Raw genomic sequence first — 18967 nt, 5'->3', positions numbered from 1 at the left:
TATCAATAGAGTAGAGATGTTAAATTTCTACTCTTTAGCTCTTTAAATAATATGATCTTGCGCTATCACCTTACAATCGAAGTCAATTGATATGATTATTCCCTTGCCCTCACTCGTCCATCGTATTGGTGGCGAGCAAGTCAAACAAGCTAAAGAGATGGCTCTCGAATTAAGGTGTGAACTTAAACGTATTCGACGGTCAAGAAATTGGCAGCTTGAAGGTGAGCTTAAATCAGTCATGTCTTTATTGGTTACATTACGTCAATCTCATGCTGAACCCATGGCATTTTTGATTAAGAAAATCGATGAGAGCCTCATAGCCACCCAGACAAAACCTGAATCCAAAGTGGCTATATTAGAGCGTTTAATTGCAGTCGATCCCGATATCACGCTTGCCGAGCTTATGCACCAAACAGATTGCACGATGGCTGAAGCGCGTCAGGCCCGATTTACATCTGACTCATTTTAGACGATCTAGATTCTGATCCGCTTCTAACATTTGAGTGGTTTCGATGGTGCTGTGCTTAATTTCATATTCATCATGTAAAAAGGTTCTAATCGCATTTTTGACTGTTTCATTGTCAGCAGTATTTAACTTAGCGTGGCCTTCAAAGAAATATTTTTTATCATCAAGTTGCCATACATGAAAATGAGAAAGCTCTTCAACACCTTCAATTTCATTAAGTTGCAGCTTCATTTTTTCTATATCGATATGCGAAGGCACCGCTTGCATAATGATCAAAATACTTTGCTTTAATAGCAAAACGCCGTGGTAGATAACGTAAATAGAAATACCAATCGTGGCAATTAAATCAATTACATACCATTGGTACAAAATAATTAACGTCCCAGCGATCATCACAACAACCGATGCCATCGCATCAGAAACGTTATGAATAAAGGCTGCGCGAATATTCATATTATCTTTTGCGCCGCTGGTGAAGGTAAGAAAAGCGGTAGCTAAGTCGATGATAAGCGCAACACCTGCAACGCCAATCACAATCCAACCATCGATCGGTTCTGGATTTAAATAGCGATTGAACGATTCAAAAATCAAATACACACCGACTACAATCAAGGTCGTACTATTGATTAATACGCCAATAATTTCAGCACGTTTATAACCATAACTCATGGTATTTGATGCTGATTTATTGCCGACTTTTCTCGCCACCACGGCAACAATCAAAGCACCAGCATCACTGAGGTTATGCAAAGCATCGGCAAGTAGAGATAAACTACCTGACAGAATTCCGCCAATAACTTGGACAACGGTTAGCGCAATATTAATAATAATGGCAAAAATCAATTTACCCATGCTGTCATCTGGCGAATGGTGATGATGACCGTGAGAGTGCCCGTGATCATGTCCATGAGAGTGAGCCATATCTTTTCCTTAATGTGAGGGGATTTTAAGTTAACGCTACTCAAAAAATAACGCTAACTCAAGGATATACATGCCTGTATACCCATTGATTTTTTATTCTGAGGGCCAACCGAATCTTTAGCATAAAAGATCTTTCCTTGGAGTTAGGTCCAATCTATATACTAATCGGTTTTTACATTTGCTTGTTTCTTTGCAAACTCTCGTTATGGCTTATTAGGCTATTTCGGCTCGCTTATTCTTTGGGGCGCTTATGTTTTGGCACATAATTTAACACGGAGATCGGCACATCTTTAATTGGAGTAAAACCTTCGACTGTTTTACGTTTGATTAAATGACCAAGACGACTTTCAATCATGCATAAGTTTTTAAAATCATCACGAGAGACAAGCGATACCGCCTCACCTTTTGAACCCGCACGACCTGTACGACCAATACGGTGCACGTAGTCATCGGCAGGAAATGGCATGTCATAGTTAATCACACACGGTAAGTCATCAATATCGATACCACGCGCCGCCACACCCGTTGCCACTAAATACTTCACGGTGCCCACTTTAAACTCTTCCAATACTCGTGCGCGTGATGCTTGATTACGACCGCTGTGGATCGCCTCTGCTGGAATGCCACGTTTTTCCAGTTGCGACACTAATTTAGCCGCGCCATGCTTAGTCCCGATAAAGATCAACACTTGTGACCAATCTCGCTCAGTCAATAAATGCGTCAATAATGCAGATTTTTGGTCTTTATCAACCGTGATCATGTATTGGTTAATTGAATCTTTTGAGGCGCTATGTTTAGCAATCGAGATCTCAGTTGCTTCATCAATCGCAGTACGAGCTAATTCACGCACAGGATTTGATAATGTGGCTGAAAATAATAGGTTTTGAATATTTTTAGGTAAACGCGCTAGAATTTTATTGATGTCTTCGATAAAACCCATGTCGAGCATACGATCCGCTTCATCTAATACCAGCATTTCCACTTCATCAAAATGCACCGAATGTTGACCGTATAAATCGATCAAACGACCTGGCGTTGCCACCAAAATGTCAACACCGTCAATCAAGGCTTGTTTCTGTGGTGCATAATCGACACCACCGTACATTGCTAAAGAGGTCAGATCTAAATATTTACCATAGGCTTGAATATTCTCCTCAACCTGAATCGCAAGCTCGCGAGTTGGCACCAAGATAAGCGCACGAATACGTTTTTTACGCTGCGTTTTTCCTTTGCTTAACATCTCCAAAATCGGCAATACAAAACTCGCCGTTTTACCTGTTCCCGTTTGCGCTGCCGCGATCAGGTTTTCACCACGCAAAACAACAGGGATCGCTTTAGTTTGAATATCGGTTGGTTTTTCGTAACCTTGCTCAGCAACGGCTTTTAAAATTGGATCGCTTAATCCAAAAGAAGAAAATGGCATGGGAAATCTCAGTATTGGAGAATGAAACAGAATTAAGTGTAGTGTAGCGGTTTTATATAGTGAGTGTTATCGGAATTTAATAGTGAAATAAGCCAAGATAGCTTGAGTTAACTGAACAACTCAAGCTATTACAGGGTCAATGATTAAGCCGAGCGGGGCTGAGTGACTCGCAAGCTGCTGACTATTGCTGCAATCACAGCAAAACTACCGGCCAAAATCAATGAAGCGTGGGTACCATTATCGTGGAACATATTAAACATTAGCGCCACCAACGCCGCGCCAGTGCTTTGCCCAAATAAACGCGCGGTGCCGAGCATACCACTTGCTCCACCGCTGCGATTACGCGGTGCGGCTGAAATGATAGTGTGGTTATTTGGCGATTGAAACAGACCAAAACCAAAGCCACATAATGCCATACGCCACACAATATCAGCATCGGTTGGGTTATGTGGTAATAACACTAAACCAAACAGTCCACACGCCATAATTCCAAGCCCTACCCCACCAAGTAAACCAGCATGAAAACGTTCAATTAAATAACCCGCCAGTGGCGCTGCGACCATAGTAGCTAATGGCCAAGGTGTTAATAATAATCCGGTTTCAACTGCGCTTCGAGCTAAAACCGTTTGCATAAAAAATGGCAGTGATACAAACGCCAACATTTGTGCCGTAAACGAAAATATTGAAGTTCCCATCGATAATGAAAAAATTGGAATACGAAGTAAATCAATGGGTAACAACGGAAACGTCATCGATAACTGGCGACGAATGAAAAAGAAACCAATCACAGCAACACCGACTAATTCAGCGGTAATCAACACATTTGATTGCCCTTGAGAGAATCCACTGATCGCAGAAATCAATAAGCCAAACGTGAGCGCATTCATAATGGCGCTTGGAATATCAAAACGTTGTCCGGTTGATTTTTCTTGGTTCGGGGGCAAAAATTTGAAGGCTAGCAGCAAAGCAATTATACCAATGGGAACATTAACCAAAAATAACCACTGCCAAGATGCTACCGATAAAATTGCAGCCGCTACTGTAGGACCAGCCGCCGCTGACACCGCAACAATGAAGGAGTTTATTCCCATCCCTCTTCCAAGAAAACGCTGCGGATAGATAAGCCTAATTAATGCAGTATTCACACTCATCAACGCTGCACCGCCAAAACCTTGCAAAACTCGAGCGAGTGTTAACATTTCCAATGAGGTCGATAGTGCACAAAACACCGAGGTTAAACAAAATACCCCTAAACCAATCTGGTACACCCGACGGTAGCCCACCAAATCACCAATAAAAGACATCGAAAGTAATGACACAATGATCGCAATTTGATAGCTATTGACCACCCAAATCGACTCAGCCGGACTAGCATTTAAATCCGCTGCAATAGTCGGCAGTGCCACATTGGATATTGTTCCATCAAGCACGGCCATCGCAATACCAAAGGCAATGGTGAAAATTGCACCAAGACGTTGTGGGTTAGGTAGCCCATCAGAGTAGGTTTTATCCATGGAGAATATAGTCACCTCAAATTTGAAGGTTAATCACTCTGTCTAAAGCGAGTGGGATAAGATCATCACAATTCTCTCCCCATTGTAACAGTATGTAAATCGGTAATATGAAGAAAAAGCAGTGTCCTCCATAAACCAAATAACTTAATCTTCAAATTACGTTCAAATGACTAGTCTCACATAAAAATATCATCATTAAACTGGTTACACATGCGAATAGATTAGCTACAGTCATACTTTATGAACAACCATCGATTTAGCGCAATAGAACCATATGCACGAATGGACGCAGGGCTAACTCTCAAAGGAGATTAGTGGTCGTTTTAGTTAGTCTACTTTTTGTAACAAAGAGCCAGAAGATATGATCAACAGGCTCTTATCTAAACAAAAAATAACGCTAGGATTGCATGTAAACCACTTGAGTACTCAAATATTCATACAAACCATGTTTTCCATCTGCGCCGCCTATTCCAGATTTTCTCACACCAGCATGGAAGCCTTGCATGGCTTCAAAATTTTCCCTATTGATATAAGTTTCTCCAAATTCAAGCATTTTGACTGCACGCATCGCTTGAGAAAGATCTTTGGTATAAATAGAAGAAGTAAGTCCATATTCACAATTATTAGCATGAGTGATCGCTTCTTCTAACGAGTCGACTATCTGTATAGGTAGTACAGGGCCAAATATCTCTTGCTGCATAATATCCATCGACATATCACAACCACTTAGCACCGTTGGTAAAAAATAATGACCTGCTGGTGTATCTGCAATTTTCCCACCGCATTCTAAGGTTGCACCTTGCTGTAATGCTGTATCAACCGCGTCTCTAATTTTTTCTAGCCCTTTTCGATTGATAATTGGACCCATTTCTATATCCGTATCGACCAATGGATCGCCAAATTTTGTAGCTTCCATCGCTCTAGTAACATGAGCAATAAATTCATCCGCAATTCCGCGCTGTACATATACTCTCTCAGCACAATTACACACTTGTCCTGAATTAATTATTCGGGAATCGCGTATTGCTTTTACCGCTAACTCAAGGTCAGCATCATCAAGCACAATAGCAGGTGCTTTACCGCCTAACTCTAAGTTGAGTTTAGTGATATTAGGAGCCGCTGAAGCCATAATGTGCTCACCAGTAGTAACACTCCCAGTAAAACTAATCATATCAACTTTAGGGCTGCTGGTAAGTGCGGAACCAATATCACCTTTGCCTGAAATTACGTTAAAAACACCACTAGGCAGATCGGTTTCAGCAACTAACTTAGCGAATTCAAAACAGTTATTTGGCGTTTCTTCACTAGGTTTAATAACAATCGTATTTCCCGTAATCAGTGCTGGTGCCATTTTTCTGGCGATCAAGAAAAATGGAAAGTTCCAAGGTAATATGCCAGCAATAACACCTACAGGTTTTCGAAATAGAAATATATTCTCATCGGGGCGGTCACTTGTGATGATTTCGCCTTCAATTCTTCTTGCCCATTCAGACATATAGTCAATGTAATCAGCGGTAAACTCCACCTCAACCTCCGCTAAACCTAAGGTTTTTCCTTGCTCCTCACTAATGATACGAGAAAGGTGTGGAATATTTTCACGGATTTTATTGGCAATGACTCTCAAGTGTTTTGCTCGTTCAATCGCAGGTGTCGCTGCCCATTGCTGCTTTGCTGCTGTAGCAGAATCTAGAGCATGCTGAACGTCTTGTTCGGTTGATGACGGTATCGTTGAAATAAGTAATTCTGTTGCGGGACTATAAACATTAATTTTGTCATCGCTGTCAGTAAATACACCGTTAATATAATTATTGTAGTTCCTAATGTTATTTTCCATTTTATTATCTCACTGTATTTATTGTTTCATTGTAAAGAGGCTTTTATTATTAGAACTAAAATAACAATTGATATTTAAGATACGATTTAAGTACCAACAGCAAATAATTGTTTTTCAGCATCGAACATTTAAATATTAACCAAAGAACTTTGGGATAATTCGTTAATATTTTTTGTATTTGTTAATGTCATTGCTACTCGTATTTCTTTCTCGTAGAGATCTAATAAACTCTCAACCCCTGCTCCACCTTGCGCGGCTAATGCATAAATATACGAACGGCCTAATAAAGTGCAATCAGCGCCTAACGCCAACATTCTCACAACATCTAGCCCTGAGCGTATTCCTGAATCAACTAATATCTTAATATCCCCTTTGACGGCATCAGCAATGGCGGGTAACGCTTTAGTCGTCGATAACACTCCATCCAACTGCCTGCCACCATGGTTCGATACTACAATTCCATCCGCGCCAAATCGAACGGCATCTCTCGCATCACTTTCATCAAGGATGCCTTTTATCACCATAGGGCCATCCCAAAAATCGCGGATCCATTCCAAGTCTTTCCACGAAATCGATGGATCAAAGTTTGCACCTAACCAACCTATATAATCAGACAGATTGGTTGGTTTCCCTCTATAGGTAGAAATATTTCCAAGGTCATGAGGTTTTCCACATAATCCCACGTCCCATGCCCATCTAGGGTGAATCACAGATTGCAGCACTCTACGTAGCCCTGAATTTTTGCCACTCATACCAGAGTGCATATCTCGGTAGCGAGCTCCGGGTACTGGCATATCAACGGTAAATACCAGTGTTGTGACACCAGCCGCCTTAGCTCGTTCTAAGGCATTTTTCATAAATCCACGATCTTTCAATACATACAATTGAAACCACATAGGACGTTCAATAGCGGGTGCAACTTCTTCAATAGGACAAACAGACACTGTCGACATGATGAATGGAATGCCTTTCTTATCAGCGGCTTTTGCCGCTTGAACTTCCCCTCGACGAGCATACATTCCTGTTAACCCAACAGGTGCTAATGCAATTGGCATAACAAGATTCTCACCAAACAATTCCGTCTGAAGGTGGAGTTCTGACATATCGTTCAGTACTCTCTGACGTAATGCCACATCCTTTAAATCTCTAGTATTTCTATCTAGAGTTTTTTCGTCATATGAACCTCCATCAAGATAATGATAGAGAAAAGGGGGTAATCTTTTTTTAGCAATCCCACGAAAATCTGATGGTGCAGAAATAATCATTGAAGTCCCTTTATCTAATTTTCTGTATCGTCGTTATTTAAAGAATAGAGTTAGTTAAAGCACATCCAACATCATTAATTAAACAATAAATAAATCAATTCCCTTCACAATAATGATTGATTAAACATCACACCTTGAAGAAAAAAACAATTTCATAATTATATGGCGGTTTTTTAAAGACAGGGCTGCCCAGCTCACATTTTTGCAACATGATAGGCGTAATGAGAACACTTCATGACATCAAACTCTTTTTTATTTATCAATTTAGTGGTGCATGGATTTTATTAAATTTTCATTCGAGTATTAACTTTTTCAATTATTTTTTAAAATTTGATCACCAAGTAATATATAAGTTATCCCTCTGAATAGGCTCATGGTTCCAATCGTCATGACAATAGAAGAAATATTTAATTTCGTCACCAGTAATCCATTGATTACACCACATAGAGGCAGAGCTTAAGGCAATAATTGATTGCACGGTTCAATCCTCCAAATGCTAAGTTTCAATTCAAATAACAAAAACGAGAAGCACTTAGGCTTCTCGTTCTTTTACACCTTAAATTTTCTTACCCTTTCAGTTCCGCTTTTAAATCTTTCTTCAAAATTTTACCCGTTGCGCTAATGGGTAATTGCTCACGGATTTCAACATATCGTGGGTATTTATAAGCGGCGCATTGCTCTTTTCCCCATGCTTGCAACTCATCAGCTTCAATATATTGACCTGATTTTAAAACCACATAGGCTTTGATTTCTTCACCGTATTCTTTATGAGGAATACCGATTACTGCCACCATAGCAATAGCAGGATGCGTCATAAACACTTCTTCAATCTCTCGCGGATACACATTAAAGCCACCACGGATGATCATATCCTTAACTCGGTCAACTATGAAAATATTATAAAATTCATCACGCTTTGCAATATCACCGGTATAGAACCAGCCATTCTTAAGCGCATTCTCAGTTTCTTCTGAGCGGTTCAAATATCCTTTCATTACGTTATGACCACGGACAATAATCTCGCCCTCTTCACCCACAGCCACTTCATTGTCATCCATATCGACAAGACGCACTTCAACACCTTGGATCGGTTGTCCAACCGAACCAACGAAACGCTCGGTATCTAGATGATTGAAACAGACTATTGGGCTGGTTTCAGACAATCCATAGCCTTCAAGAATTGGCACATCAAATTTAGTCTCAAAAGCCCGAATAACTTCTCCCGGCATGGAAGCCCCACCACTCACGCCCACTTTTAGGCTAGAAATATCCGCTGTATTATCACAATGATTCAAGCTGATATACATGGTTGGAACGCCCGCAAATAACGACACTTGATGCTTTTCGATAAGAGAAAGTACGACCGCAGGTTCAAAGCGAGGTACCAACACCAAAGTCGCACCACATAAAACCGTCACGCTCAGGTTAACGGTTTGGCCAAAGGTATGAAATAACGGCAACGTTGCCATGTTCACATCCGAGCCGGAAAAATTCATAATACTTTGTGCCACTAGCGCATTAGTAATGATGTTGCTTTGAGATAACTCCGCCCCTTTTGCTAATCCGGTCGTACCCGAGGTATATAAAATCACCGCCGTATCATCCGCTTCTCGTGCTACATAATCGGCGATCGGAGCAGCATCTTTAATAAAAGCACTCAATGTTGGCTGACCTTCATAATCCAATTGATTTTCAGCCAAACACATCACAACCATATGTTCGCAACTATCAACCGAATGGAAGGCTTTAATCCCTTCATGTGCCATTGGTAGCTCAGGAGATCCTTCAAAACAAAAGAAAAACTTAGCCGCAGAGTCTTCAAGGTGATATTTAACTTCCCGGCTTTTCAGGAGTACATTTAAAGGCGCAACCACACCACCCGCTTTCTGGACTCCGTAATAAATTAACGGGAAGAAAGGTAAATTAGGGCAGCTCAACGCCACGCGATCACCCGGTTGCAATCCTTTATTCACCAATGCTGTTGCTATCTTTCCTGCAATAGCATCAAACTGCGCATAAGTAATTTCAACATCCCCACAAATTAGGGCAACTTTATTGGGTTTACACTGTGCATTACGGCGTAGGGCTGCAGCAAGACTCATCATAATGGCTTTACCTTTATTATTTATTAAACGTTCGTTTAAATTATCTGTTTAATTACTAAAGACTCAATAAGGCAAAGTCAATACAATGTGTTTTAGGTGTCACTTATTTGTGATTGTTGTCTATAGAGAATAGACAGAATGTGACTAAGGTAGAATAAAAAACCGCCATCAAGTATAGCGGTTAAGTAAGATAAATAAGTAAATCAGGCCTTATTCTTTATATTTTCTCTCTGATTTATTCAGCGTCCTGATCTGTTTTATCGGTAACACTCTCAATCTTCTCTTGAGCTTTTCCTTTTATATCTTGTGTTTTATTTTGTAACTGCTCTTTTTGAGCCACTAATTGTTCTTTTTTATTCGCCATGATTTGAGCAATATTTGCAAAATTATCAGCTAACTGTTGAGCTTGCTCTTCTGGAAATTTATTCGAAAATGATTGTTGTAATTTTTCTTTTAAGCCATCAATAACCGCTTGTTTATCTTTGTCTTCTGCCGCTTCACGGATCATTTGTACCGAACGTGCTAGTTGTTTTAGTTCAGGGAAGACATTGGCCTCTTTTAATGGCGACAATAGTTTAATGTCTTGTAAATCGGCATTATCGACCTTGTTATCTAAAGTCATGATCAACGCATCGACCTTATCTAAGGTTTGTGCGCCACGTTGATATAAAGGTGCAATCGCTTCATCTTGAGCAAAGCTAGTGATTTTATCGACTGTCATAAACAGCAATACCATGATGATAACAATCGGTAATAACAACCCAGAGAATAAGCCAACAACAAAATTATTCATACCCGAAGCAAAGTTTTTCATTATATTTCTCTTCCTAAATCAAGGTTATATACTCAAAAAATTATCGCTACTTTACCTTATAAACTTTAAAAGACACAGAATTCAAATTGATCGCTAAAAACACCGGAAGATAAGAATTTTAATCAACGCATAACATTCACCAAAGTAAGTAAAAGTACTTAATCTGTATTAAAGCTAGTTAGATCGTGTGATTTATTCAAGCAAAGAGCTATAAAATACCGGATGAACCAATATATTTTTATCATGTTACATTTCAATAAGATAAAAATTAGCGGCAATCACTTTAAAAAAACTAAGACTTCCTTAAGATACCGAGCGCACAAAAGCGCTAAAAACTGCTTCAAATTATTATTTATTCCGTGATATAAAACTGCCCAACATTTAAGCAACAAAATATTAACATGGCTACGGCATTTATTTCCGCATGTTTCTATTTTCAACTGGCTTAATGGTAGACAGATTCACTAGAGCCGTTATGATGGTTAATTCCTACTAACAGGGCTGTTAATGGGATCGGATGAACTCGATTTCTACCCGTAATTATAAAAACTATGAACAGGTTAAATTATGCAAAACAACACTTCCCTCATATCTAAACTGACTAATGGCAATTTAGTACTACAAATTCTAATCGGTATTGTCGCCGGTATTTTACTCGCTTTAATTTCACCAACTACCGCCATTAGCGCATCTCTGGTTGGTGGTTTATTTGTTGGTGCTTTAAAAGCTGTCGCTCCTATTTTGGTTTTTATTTTAGTTGCAGCTTCAATTGCAAATCAAAAGAAAAATGCCAATAGTAATATGCGCCCAATCATTATTTTATACCTTTTAGGCACATTATTAGCCTCATTTACGGCGGTTACTTTTAGCTTTATGTTCCCAACACAATTAACGTTAGTAGCGGGCGCAACAGGAGCAACCCCACCACAAGGCATTGCAGAGGTTCTTCATACTTTATTATTTAAAGTGGTTGATAACCCAATTAATGCTTTAGTTGAAGCCAACTACATTGGAATTCTGGCATGGGCGATTGGTTTTGGTATTACGCTGCGCCATACTAGTGACGCGACTAAAACAATGCTGACAGACGTAAGCCATGGTGTTACCACTATCGTTCACTTTATTATTCGTCTAGCCCCTATTGGTATCTTTGGTTTAGTTGCTTCTACTTTCGCCACCACTGGCTTTAGTGCTCTAGCTGGTTATGCTCACTTACTTGCGGTTCTTCTGGGTTCGATGTTCTTCATCGCCTTAGTCGTCAACCCAATCATTGTGTATGTTAAAATCAAACAAAACCCATACCCTTTGATTTTTCAATGCCTGCGTGAAAGTGGTGTGACGGCTTTCTTCACACGTTCAAGTGCGGCAAATATTCCTGTGAATATGACGTTATGTGAAAAATTAAAATTAAATGAAGATACTTACTCAGTTTCTATCCCGTTAGGCGCGACCATTAATATGGCGGGTGCTGCGATCACTATTACAGTACTAACACTTGCAGCTGTTAACACGCTAGGTATCCAAGTTGATCTCTTCACAGCTATCTTATTAAGTGTTGTTGCTGCGGTTTCTGCTTGTGGCGCTTCAGGTGTTGCCGGTGGCTCTCTACTACTGATTCCTCTTGCTTGTAGCCTATTTGGTATTTCAAATGATGTTGCCATGCAAGTAGTTGCAGTTGGCTTTATTATTGGTGTTATCCAAGATTCGGCTGAAACAGCGCTTAACAGCTCAACAGATGTGGTCTTTACCGCTGCAGTTTGTCGCTCAGAACAAGGCCAAGCGGTCAGTCAATCAACTCAAGCTTAACCGCCTGATTAATTGATAATTGGTGATAATACAAAACGGCTAACTGAATATTCAGTTGGCCGTTTTTGTTTATAACTTCAGCGTTAACAACCTATAAAACTTAACGACAAACGTTCAATTTTTTCCATACACCCCAATTTTCATCTTGCGGTTTTTCATTATACGACCACCATTTTGATTGCCATATAAAGCCTGAAAAGCTGACTTGATGTTCATTTGAATAGGCCTGCTCTGGCTGCCATTTTTCAGCATCACATTTTGCAGGCAACGCTTGCGGGTCCTCCATCCAATGAACCAATTCAAGGTGGCTGACAATACGAACATCTGATTTGGATAATGCATAATCTAAAAAGTCACTCAGCGCTTTTCTACGTTCTTCGGCATTCGATTGAGTTGGAACCCACAAATCGAATTGATCATCATAATGGGTTGAATGCGCTAAAAATGTCATCGGCGCTTTATTACCTGCAAGACGCATATCTAGGTTGTATTTCAAAATCGCCAGCACTTCAGGGCCACTTAATCCTGCCATATAAAACAAGTTATAATCACCCGATTCAATTTTGCCCGATTGAGTATCAAACCAACTCATCGCTTGAGCTATTTTTGAGCGTAACGAATAATCTATTCCGTATAGTTTCGCCACTTGATCATCCGGAACAGTGAAAGCGTAAACTGGGATCTCCCATAAACCAGCATGAGCAGTAACGGGTGGCTTAACTCCCCAGTTCGCGACAATATCCGCACCAGGGCTGCCATTATCTAATGTATACGGCCAATACTGATTTCCAGCATCCTGCGCGGGATCATAACCTTCTGCAATACTGGCATCATACTTAAATCCAGATTGGACAAGATAGGAAAAGAGTCCATCGTTATATTCTAGGTAAGGAGAACGGAACCCAGTAGCTTCAACACCAATACCATCTTGATCGGATGGAAATTCTGCATCTTGTTGATTAAAAGGCTTGCTCATCGCCATCTGGCAATCATTGATTTGCTGCTGCCATTGCTCTGAACTAAACTCTAAACCGTGTAAATGATTCAGAGTATGATTCCCCATTTCATGCCCTTGCAACTTAGCTTGATACCAAGTTTGCTTCACATGCCCAGCATTAGTGCCTTGTGTGTTATTCGCAATGATGGCTTCACAGGTATTAAAAAAGGTGGTGTGGATGGCTTGCCCATCAAAAGTATTTACGTTGCCATTACCCGTCGAATTTTTTCTTTTTCCCCATTGCTCCAATACCCAATTTTGTCCATCCACCAGCGTATTATCATCAAATGCGATAGCAACAAACTGAGGCGCATTCTCAATAGCTATCCCTGCTGGTGGGCTTTGAGACGGTGCAACATTGGCGGCCTGAACAGACACGGCTATACATGCCAGAGCCATTGGTATGGTTTTCATTAATCCTTTATTCAACATTATCTTCCTCATTTTTCAATTAGTTGGAAAAGCAAGCTAAGCATAGAGATAAAATTTAGCTTGAATGTTAACCATGTTGAGATTGGAATCGAGAGAACAAAAAAATGAAAATGATAGGTCTATTAATTGTGATGCCTATATTCCAAATAAACCAATATAGCCAAAGTCATTAAAGCTAAAGTCTCAAGTAATAAGCACATAAAACATGTTCAAAAAATCAGACCAAGATAAACGACATTAATGAACATAGTTGCCATACTAATAGATTATGATAAAAAGTAATTCAGAGTAATTGATACCTATACCCGTCTTACTGATGTTACAACTTTAATCACGACAGGTATAAACCGAACACTTCAAAGTAAAAGGGAAAACAATGACGAAAGAATATACTCCACCTAAAGTTTGGACCATGGAAGCGGAAAGCGGTGGCACATGGGGAAGCATTAATCGACCAGATTCTGGTGCTCGCTTTGAAAGAGCATTACCAATCGGAAAACACCCAATTCAGCTGCATTCAATGGGAACCCCAAACGGACAAAAAGTCACCATTATGCTGGAAGAGTTACTCGCCAAAGGTGTCACTGGCGCAGAGTATGATGCTTACTTGATTAAAATTGGCGACAGCGATCAATTCTCATCTGGCTTTGTGGAAGTCAACCCAAACTCGAAAATCCCAGCGTTAGTCGATCGCAGCGGTGATACCCCTATTAACGTATTTGAATCAGGATCTATCTTGCTTTATTTAGCGGAAAAATTCGGGTATTTCCTGCCAACCGCAATCGAAGATCGCGTAAAAGTGATGAACTGGTTATTCTGGCTGCAAGGTTCTGCTCCATATTTAGGCGGTGGTTTCGGACACTTCTACGCATATGCTCCTGAAAAATTCGAATACCCAATTAATCGCTTTTCGATGGAAGCAAAACGTCAGTTAGATGTGCTCGATAAGCAGCTCGAAAACAATACTTTTATCGCCGGTGAAGAATATACCATTGCAGATATGGCGATTTGGCCTTGGTATGGTAACTTGGCGTTAGGTAACGCATACAGCGCAGCGGAGTTTTTGGATGTGGGCAGCTACAAAAACCTACAACGTTGGGCAAAAGCAATTCTTGAGCGCCCTGCTGTTCAACGTGGTCGTATTGTAAATAAACCAATGGGTGAGGCATGGGAAGCGATTGCCGAGCGTCATAGTGCATCCGACATTGATAATGCATTGAAATTAAAACCATAATTTATAGTTTCAAGTTTGTGAACCATCCGTTAGGTACTACTCCCATCGGATGGTTTTTTTGAAATTAAACCATCAGTTCGGCTAAACCGCTTTTATCTAAAGCTAAACCAAGTGCAATACCACCAGAGACTAACCACAGAACATCTCATAAAACCTTCTTCAAATGGAAATGCAGACAGCGGTAAAAACAAAATGAACAGCGGTATCGCTATCGGCAGAATGAACTTGAAATACTTATGCATTTTCCAACCTCTCAAACAATCGTTCTGACTATTATCAATAGGTTACTGTTCAAGCTTAGATAGGTTAGATTAATGAAAACGTTAATATTTAATCGGCTATGTTTTGTTTGTGGAAGAGATCAAAAAATCGTCATAGCTACCATGACAAAGCATTGGTAGTAATGACGATTTAATATCAAGTGAGAGATTTAATTATGACGATTATTTCGCTTTGAAATATAAATCTTTCGAGTAAATTCGCCCTTCTGCGTTATGCATTGGATAACCACCCAGTTTCGGATTCACTAAACGTGATTGCATAAAGTAGTAAATTGGCGCAATTGGCATATCTTTGGCCAATATTTGTTCTGCTTGATTGTAAAATTTATTACGCTCTTTTATATCCACTGCACTTTGTGCTTTTTCCAATACTTTGTCGTAATCTGGATTGGCATAAGATGGAAAATTTTTGTCGTTACCAGAGGTTAATAAGCTTAAGAACGTAGAAGCTTCATTGTAATCACCACACCAAGAAGCGCGCATAATATCGAAGTTACGTTGCTGACGAGCCGTTAAATAGGATTTCCACTCTTGGTTATCCAGTGTGATTTCCATGCCTAAATTCTTCTTCAGCATAGATGCAATCGCAACGGCAATCGCTTTATGGTTTTCACTGGTATTATAAAGCAAGGTCGCTTTAAGCGGATTAGACTTATCATAACCTGCTTCTTTTAATAATGTCGCAGCCTCTTTATCTCGTTGCTGCTGAGTCCAAGTACTGTACTCTGGCGCGGTGGCCTTAAAGTTCGCCACATCTTGGTGCGCAAACGTATATGCAGGAACATTGCCTTTAGTCACACCATTCGCAATCACATTTCGCATAATGGTGTACGAAATCGCTTTACGCACGCGCGCATCATCAAAAGGCTTACGTTGAGTATTCATCGCATAATAATAAGTACACAATAATGGAGTGATTTTATACGCTTCAGGATGATCTTTTTTCAGCTTATCCACCATCGCAACTGGCACATCGGAGGTAATGTCCACTTCCCCCGTCAAATACCGATTCATCGCTGACGTTTGGCTCTCAAACGGAATATAGGTCACTTTATTGATAACAGTGTGCTTGTTATCCCAATAGTTTGGATTACGCGCCATTTCTAAACGTTCATTTATAACCCAACTGGAAAGCTTATAGGCTCCATTGGAGACCATGTTTTCAGGCTTAGTCCACTCATCTCCAAATTCTTGCACTACTTTTTGATTAATCGGCATCATCACAGTATGTGCGGTCATTGCCACAAAATAAGGAACGGGTTTATCAAGATCAAATTGCAGTGTGTATGGATCAAGTGCTTTCACGCCTAGTTCATCGACGCCTTTATCACCATCAATAATTGCTTCTGCATTTTTAATCCCAGTTAATTTTAAGTACCAAGAATTCGGAGAGGCAAATTTAGGATCAACCGCCGTACGTAAGCTATACACAAAATCTTTCGCTGTAACAGGGTCACCATTCGACCATTTAGCATCATGGCGTAGGTGAAAAATATAAGTTTTGTTATCGGTGGTTTCCCAACTTTTCGCTACACCCGGAACCACACTGCCATCTTTATCTTGAATGACTAAGCCTTCAAACAAATCACGCAAAATATGCATTTCAGGAATGCCTTCTGCTTTTAGGGGATTCAGCGTGGGCGCTTCTGCATCATTACCACGTACTAATTCTTGTTTTTTCGCCAAGACAGTGCCAGATGGAACTTGAGCTGCGTAAGCTGGTATACAAAGTGCGGAACTAAGAGAAAGGGCGACCAGCGATAAAGAAAACTTAGACATATTTCTTCCTTGATTTTGAAGATAAGTAATTATTATGACTAACTATAACGCTAGCCGCAGTGACACACATTATTTCTTTGCAAATTTATGGCTTAAAGATCGACAAACTTTATTATTCCCAATTTTATGCTTTCGATTTTTATAACATTATTATGATCTTTATAAAAAAATTGTGAATTGCTTTATCTGAAAGTGTGATTAAGTGATACTCGTTCAATTAAAATCCAAAACAGATATCAAAGATTAGGATGATCCCATGACAACTTCCCTCCGCTCTCGCCAACAACGAGGCCAATTTCAGAATCAACCAGTTAGTTATGGGCAATCGGTATTAGGGGCGGCTCTATTGTACTTCCCCGCTCAAGTAATAACTTCAACAACAGGTTTAATTATTGCCGGTACACATGGCGATGAGACAGCCTCAATTACCAGCTTATCTTGCGCTTTACGATCAATTCAAATGAGTAACTTACACCACCATGTCATCTTATCTATGAATCCAGATGGTAACCAATTAGGTACACGTGCCAATGCTAACGGGGTTGATTTAAATCGAAATTTTGCCAGCCAGAATTGGCAGAAAGGCGGAACGGTTTATCGTTGGAATACTAAAGAACCAGAACGAGATGTGTTCATTGGTACAGGTGAAACCGGTAATTCTGAGCCGGAAACTCAAGCACTTTGTGATCTTATTGAACAACTCAATCCTGCATGGGTGGCTTCTTTTCATGAACCATTAGCGTGTATTGATGATCCTGCCAATTCCACTCTCGGCCAGTGGTTTGCCAATCAAATGAATTTGCCGGTGGTCGGTGATGTGGGTTATGACACGCCGGGATCATTTGGCAGTTGGTGCGCAGAACGAGATTTATTGTGTGTCACGGTAGAGCTTCCACCTGTTTCAAGCGATTTTGCCAGTGAAGAGTATGAATCGATGCTGGTAAAACTGTTAACCGGACAAGAAAGCACTAATTTTTAATATTGGGGTTGTTAATGTTTGGGCTGTTAATAATCTGATTGTTAATAATCTGATTGTAATAATAACCTTAATGACCCCTCTTTGGAGTGAAGCCATACACTCACTCCAAAAATATATCCACACTAGCAAATAGTTACCCCCAAAGTGCCGGGCTCATCACTTACATGTTTGAGATAGTAAACTCAAAACCATGCTCACAATCTTGCGCCAGCAATAATGGTCCATCGAGATCCACTATTTCGGCCCCTTGAGCCACTACAAAGGCGGGCGCCATACCTAGTGAACTACCGACCATACAACCCACCATGATTTTTAAGCCTAGATCAATAGCGGTTTGTTTTAATTTCAACGCTTCTGTCAAGCCACCCGTTTTATCTAACTTAATATTGATCATGTCATAACGCCCCACCAGCTTAGGTAAACTGTGGCTATCATGGCAAGATTCATCGGCGCAAATTAAAATGGGCCGAGGCAGCCCATCTAACCATTCATCTTTATCGGATGGAAAGGGTTGCTCGATCATCATCACATTAAGTTCAACCAGTTGTGGGATCATGCGCTGATACATATCAACATCCCAACCTTCATTGGCATCCACAATTAATTGACTATTGGGCGCATTGTTACGCACCGCAGCAACGCGAGCGATATCGCCCTCACCAGCCAATTTTAATTTTAACAAAGGACGATGCTGATTTTTTTCGGCGGCGAGTCCCATCTTCTCTGGCGTATCAAGCGATAAAGTAAACGCAGTCGTTTGTTCACTTGGCTTGATCTTAAGCGTTTGCCAAATAGTCGAATGCTGTTGTTTACAGTGTAAATCCCACCATGCGCAATCTAAAGCATTGCGAGCCGCGCCAGCAGGTAAAATCGTCAAGAGACTTTCGGTATCCCAATCCATCGCTTGCATATTTATCGCAGTTAAATCTGCCATGGCTTGTTCAATGGACTCACCATAACGCGCATATGGCACACTTTCACCACGCCCCATCACACCATTTTGTTCCAATGTAACAACAATGACATCAGCGTGAGTTTTTGATCCTCGTGAAATCGTAAAAGCGCCATTAATAGGCCAAGCATGACGACTTACCGTTAATTTTATTGGGCTGATCAA

At 40.3% G+C, this 18967-nt stretch carries 14 protein-coding genes; 4 read left to right on the top strand and 10 right to left on the bottom strand.

Annotated features, from left to right (window positions below; translation table 11 throughout):
- Positions 1-91: 91 nt before the first annotated feature.
- Positions 92-469: a ribosome recycling factor family protein gene (locus HC725_RS01960; protein ID WP_190330087.1), complete on the top strand. Its 378-nt coding sequence runs from the start codon at positions 92-94 to the stop codon at positions 467-469.
- On the opposite strand, the gene HC725_RS01955 is transcribed toward HC725_RS01960, so the two are convergent.
- The 7 genes from HC725_RS01955 to HC725_RS01920 all read right to left on the bottom strand — a co-directional run bounded on the left by HC725_RS01955 (position 461) and on the right by HC725_RS01920 (position 10342).
- Positions 461-1387 carry a cation diffusion facilitator family transporter gene (locus tag HC725_RS01955; RefSeq protein WP_190330086.1) on the bottom strand — a complete coding sequence of 309 codons (927 nt, stop codon included), beginning with the start codon at positions 1385-1387 and terminating at the stop codon, positions 461-463. The two genes, HC725_RS01960 and HC725_RS01955, sit on opposite strands and share 9 nt — an antisense overlap.
- Before the next feature lie 232 nt (positions 1388-1619).
- The gene (locus HC725_RS01950; RefSeq protein WP_190330085.1) at positions 1620-2810 is read right to left on the bottom strand and encodes a DEAD/DEAH box helicase; all 1191 of its coding nucleotides are present in this window, start codon (positions 2808-2810) and stop codon (positions 1620-1622) included.
- A 143-nt stretch (positions 2811-2953) separates the two neighbouring features.
- Positions 2954-4324: an MFS transporter gene (locus HC725_RS01945; RefSeq protein ID WP_190330084.1), complete on the bottom strand. Its 1371-nt coding sequence runs from the start codon at positions 4322-4324 to the stop codon at positions 2954-2956.
- Positions 4325-4721: 397 nt separating this feature from the next.
- Positions 4722-6158 carry an aldehyde dehydrogenase gene (gene aldA / locus HC725_RS01940; protein WP_190330083.1) on the bottom strand — a complete coding sequence of 479 codons (1437 nt, stop codon included), beginning with the start codon at positions 6156-6158 and terminating at the stop codon, positions 4722-4724.
- 128 nt (positions 6159-6286) lie between these two features.
- Positions 6287-7423, bottom strand: a complete 1137-nt coding sequence (lldD, locus tag HC725_RS01935; protein ID WP_190330082.1) for an FMN-dependent L-lactate dehydrogenase LldD — start codon at positions 7421-7423, stop codon at positions 6287-6289.
- Between the two features lie 566 nt (positions 7424-7989).
- Complete coding sequence (locus HC725_RS01925; RefSeq protein WP_190330081.1) at positions 7990-9528, bottom strand: long-chain-fatty-acid--CoA ligase; 1539 nt, start codon at positions 9526-9528, stop codon at positions 7990-7992.
- 235 nt (positions 9529-9763) lie between these two features.
- Positions 9764-10342: a hypothetical protein gene (locus HC725_RS01920; protein ID WP_203219058.1), complete on the bottom strand. Its 579-nt coding sequence runs from the start codon at positions 10340-10342 to the stop codon at positions 9764-9766.
- A 567-nt stretch (positions 10343-10909) separates the two neighbouring features.
- Between HC725_RS01920 and sstT the strand changes: the two genes are divergently transcribed.
- A complete protein-coding gene (sstT, locus tag HC725_RS01915) occupies positions 10910-12148 on the top strand; it encodes a serine/threonine transporter SstT (RefSeq protein WP_190330080.1) in 1239 nt (412 codons plus the stop codon).
- Between the two features lie 100 nt (positions 12149-12248).
- On the opposite strand, the gene HC725_RS01910 is transcribed toward sstT, so the two are convergent.
- On the bottom strand, positions 12249-13577 hold the full coding sequence (locus tag HC725_RS01910; protein ID WP_190330079.1) for a polysaccharide deacetylase family protein: 1329 nt from the start codon (positions 13575-13577) through the stop codon (positions 12249-12251).
- Between the two features lie 376 nt (positions 13578-13953).
- Here HC725_RS01910 and yghU point away from each other — a divergent pair, with 376 nt between their 5' ends.
- A complete protein-coding gene (gene yghU, locus HC725_RS01905) occupies positions 13954-14811 on the top strand; it encodes a glutathione-dependent disulfide-bond oxidoreductase (RefSeq protein WP_190330078.1) in 858 nt (285 codons plus the stop codon).
- 443 nt (positions 14812-15254) lie between these two features.
- On the opposite strand, the gene HC725_RS01900 is transcribed toward yghU, so the two are convergent.
- Positions 15255-16871, bottom strand: coding sequence for a peptide ABC transporter substrate-binding protein (locus HC725_RS01900; protein ID WP_190330077.1), 1617 nt, complete (start codon positions 16869-16871; stop codon positions 15255-15257).
- A gap of 256 nt (positions 16872-17127) precedes the next feature.
- Here HC725_RS01900 and mpaA point away from each other — a divergent pair, with 256 nt between their 5' ends.
- Positions 17128-17850 (top strand): murein tripeptide amidase MpaA, encoded by a 723-nt coding sequence (gene mpaA / locus HC725_RS01895; RefSeq protein ID WP_190330076.1) that lies wholly within the window; start codon positions 17128-17130, stop codon positions 17848-17850.
- Between the two features lie 160 nt (positions 17851-18010).
- On the opposite strand, the gene dgcA is transcribed toward mpaA, so the two are convergent.
- Entirely contained in the window at positions 18011-18967 is a 957-nt protein-coding gene (gene dgcA, locus HC725_RS01890) for an N-acetyl-D-Glu racemase DgcA (RefSeq protein WP_194687846.1), read from the bottom strand.

It is taken from the genome of Vibrio sp. S17_S38 (genome assembly GCF_014694375.1).
In the GTDB taxonomy this organism is placed as follows: Bacteria; Pseudomonadota; Gammaproteobacteria; order Enterobacterales; family Vibrionaceae; genus Vibrio.
Note: the sequence above shows the minus strand (reverse complement) of the source record. Positions and strands in the feature narration are given on the sequence as shown.

Excerpts from the sequence above, each read along its gene's own strand:
- HC725_RS01925 (WP_190330081.1), bottom strand. The coding sequence starts at position 9,528 with ATGATGAGTCTTGCTGCAGCCCTACGCCGTAATGCACAGTGTAAACCC.
- HC725_RS01920 (WP_203219058.1), bottom strand. The coding sequence starts at position 10,342 with ATGAAAAACTTTGCTTCGGGTATGAATAATTTTGTTGTTGGCTTATTC.
- HC725_RS01955 (WP_190330086.1), bottom strand. The coding sequence starts at position 1,387 with ATGGCTCACTCTCATGGACATGATCACGGGCACTCTCACGGTCATCAT.
- HC725_RS01910 (WP_190330079.1), bottom strand. The coding sequence starts at position 13,577 with ATGTTGAATAAAGGATTAATGAAAACCATACCAATGGCTCTGGCATGT.
- mpaA (WP_190330076.1), top strand. The coding sequence starts at position 17,128 with ATGACAACTTCCCTCCGCTCTCGCCAACAACGAGGCCAATTTCAGAAT.
- aldA (WP_190330083.1), bottom strand. The coding sequence starts at position 6,158 with ATGGAAAATAACATTAGGAACTACAATAATTATATTAACGGTGTATTT.
- yghU (WP_190330078.1), top strand. The coding sequence starts at position 13,954 with ATGACGAAAGAATATACTCCACCTAAAGTTTGGACCATGGAAGCGGAA.
- HC725_RS01945 (WP_190330084.1), bottom strand. The coding sequence starts at position 4,324 with ATGGATAAAACCTACTCTGATGGGCTACCTAACCCACAACGTCTTGGT.
- lldD (WP_190330082.1), bottom strand. The coding sequence starts at position 7,423 with ATGATTATTTCTGCACCATCAGATTTTCGTGGGATTGCTAAAAAAAGA.
- HC725_RS01950 (WP_190330085.1), bottom strand. The coding sequence starts at position 2,810 with ATGCCATTTTCTTCTTTTGGATTAAGCGATCCAATTTTAAAAGCCGTT.
- sstT (WP_190330080.1), top strand. The coding sequence starts at position 10,910 with ATGCAAAACAACACTTCCCTCATATCTAAACTGACTAATGGCAATTTA.
- HC725_RS01960 (WP_190330087.1), top strand. The coding sequence starts at position 92 with ATGATTATTCCCTTGCCCTCACTCGTCCATCGTATTGGTGGCGAGCAA.
- HC725_RS01900 (WP_190330077.1), bottom strand. The coding sequence starts at position 16,871 with ATGTCTAAGTTTTCTTTATCGCTGGTCGCCCTTTCTCTTAGTTCCGCA.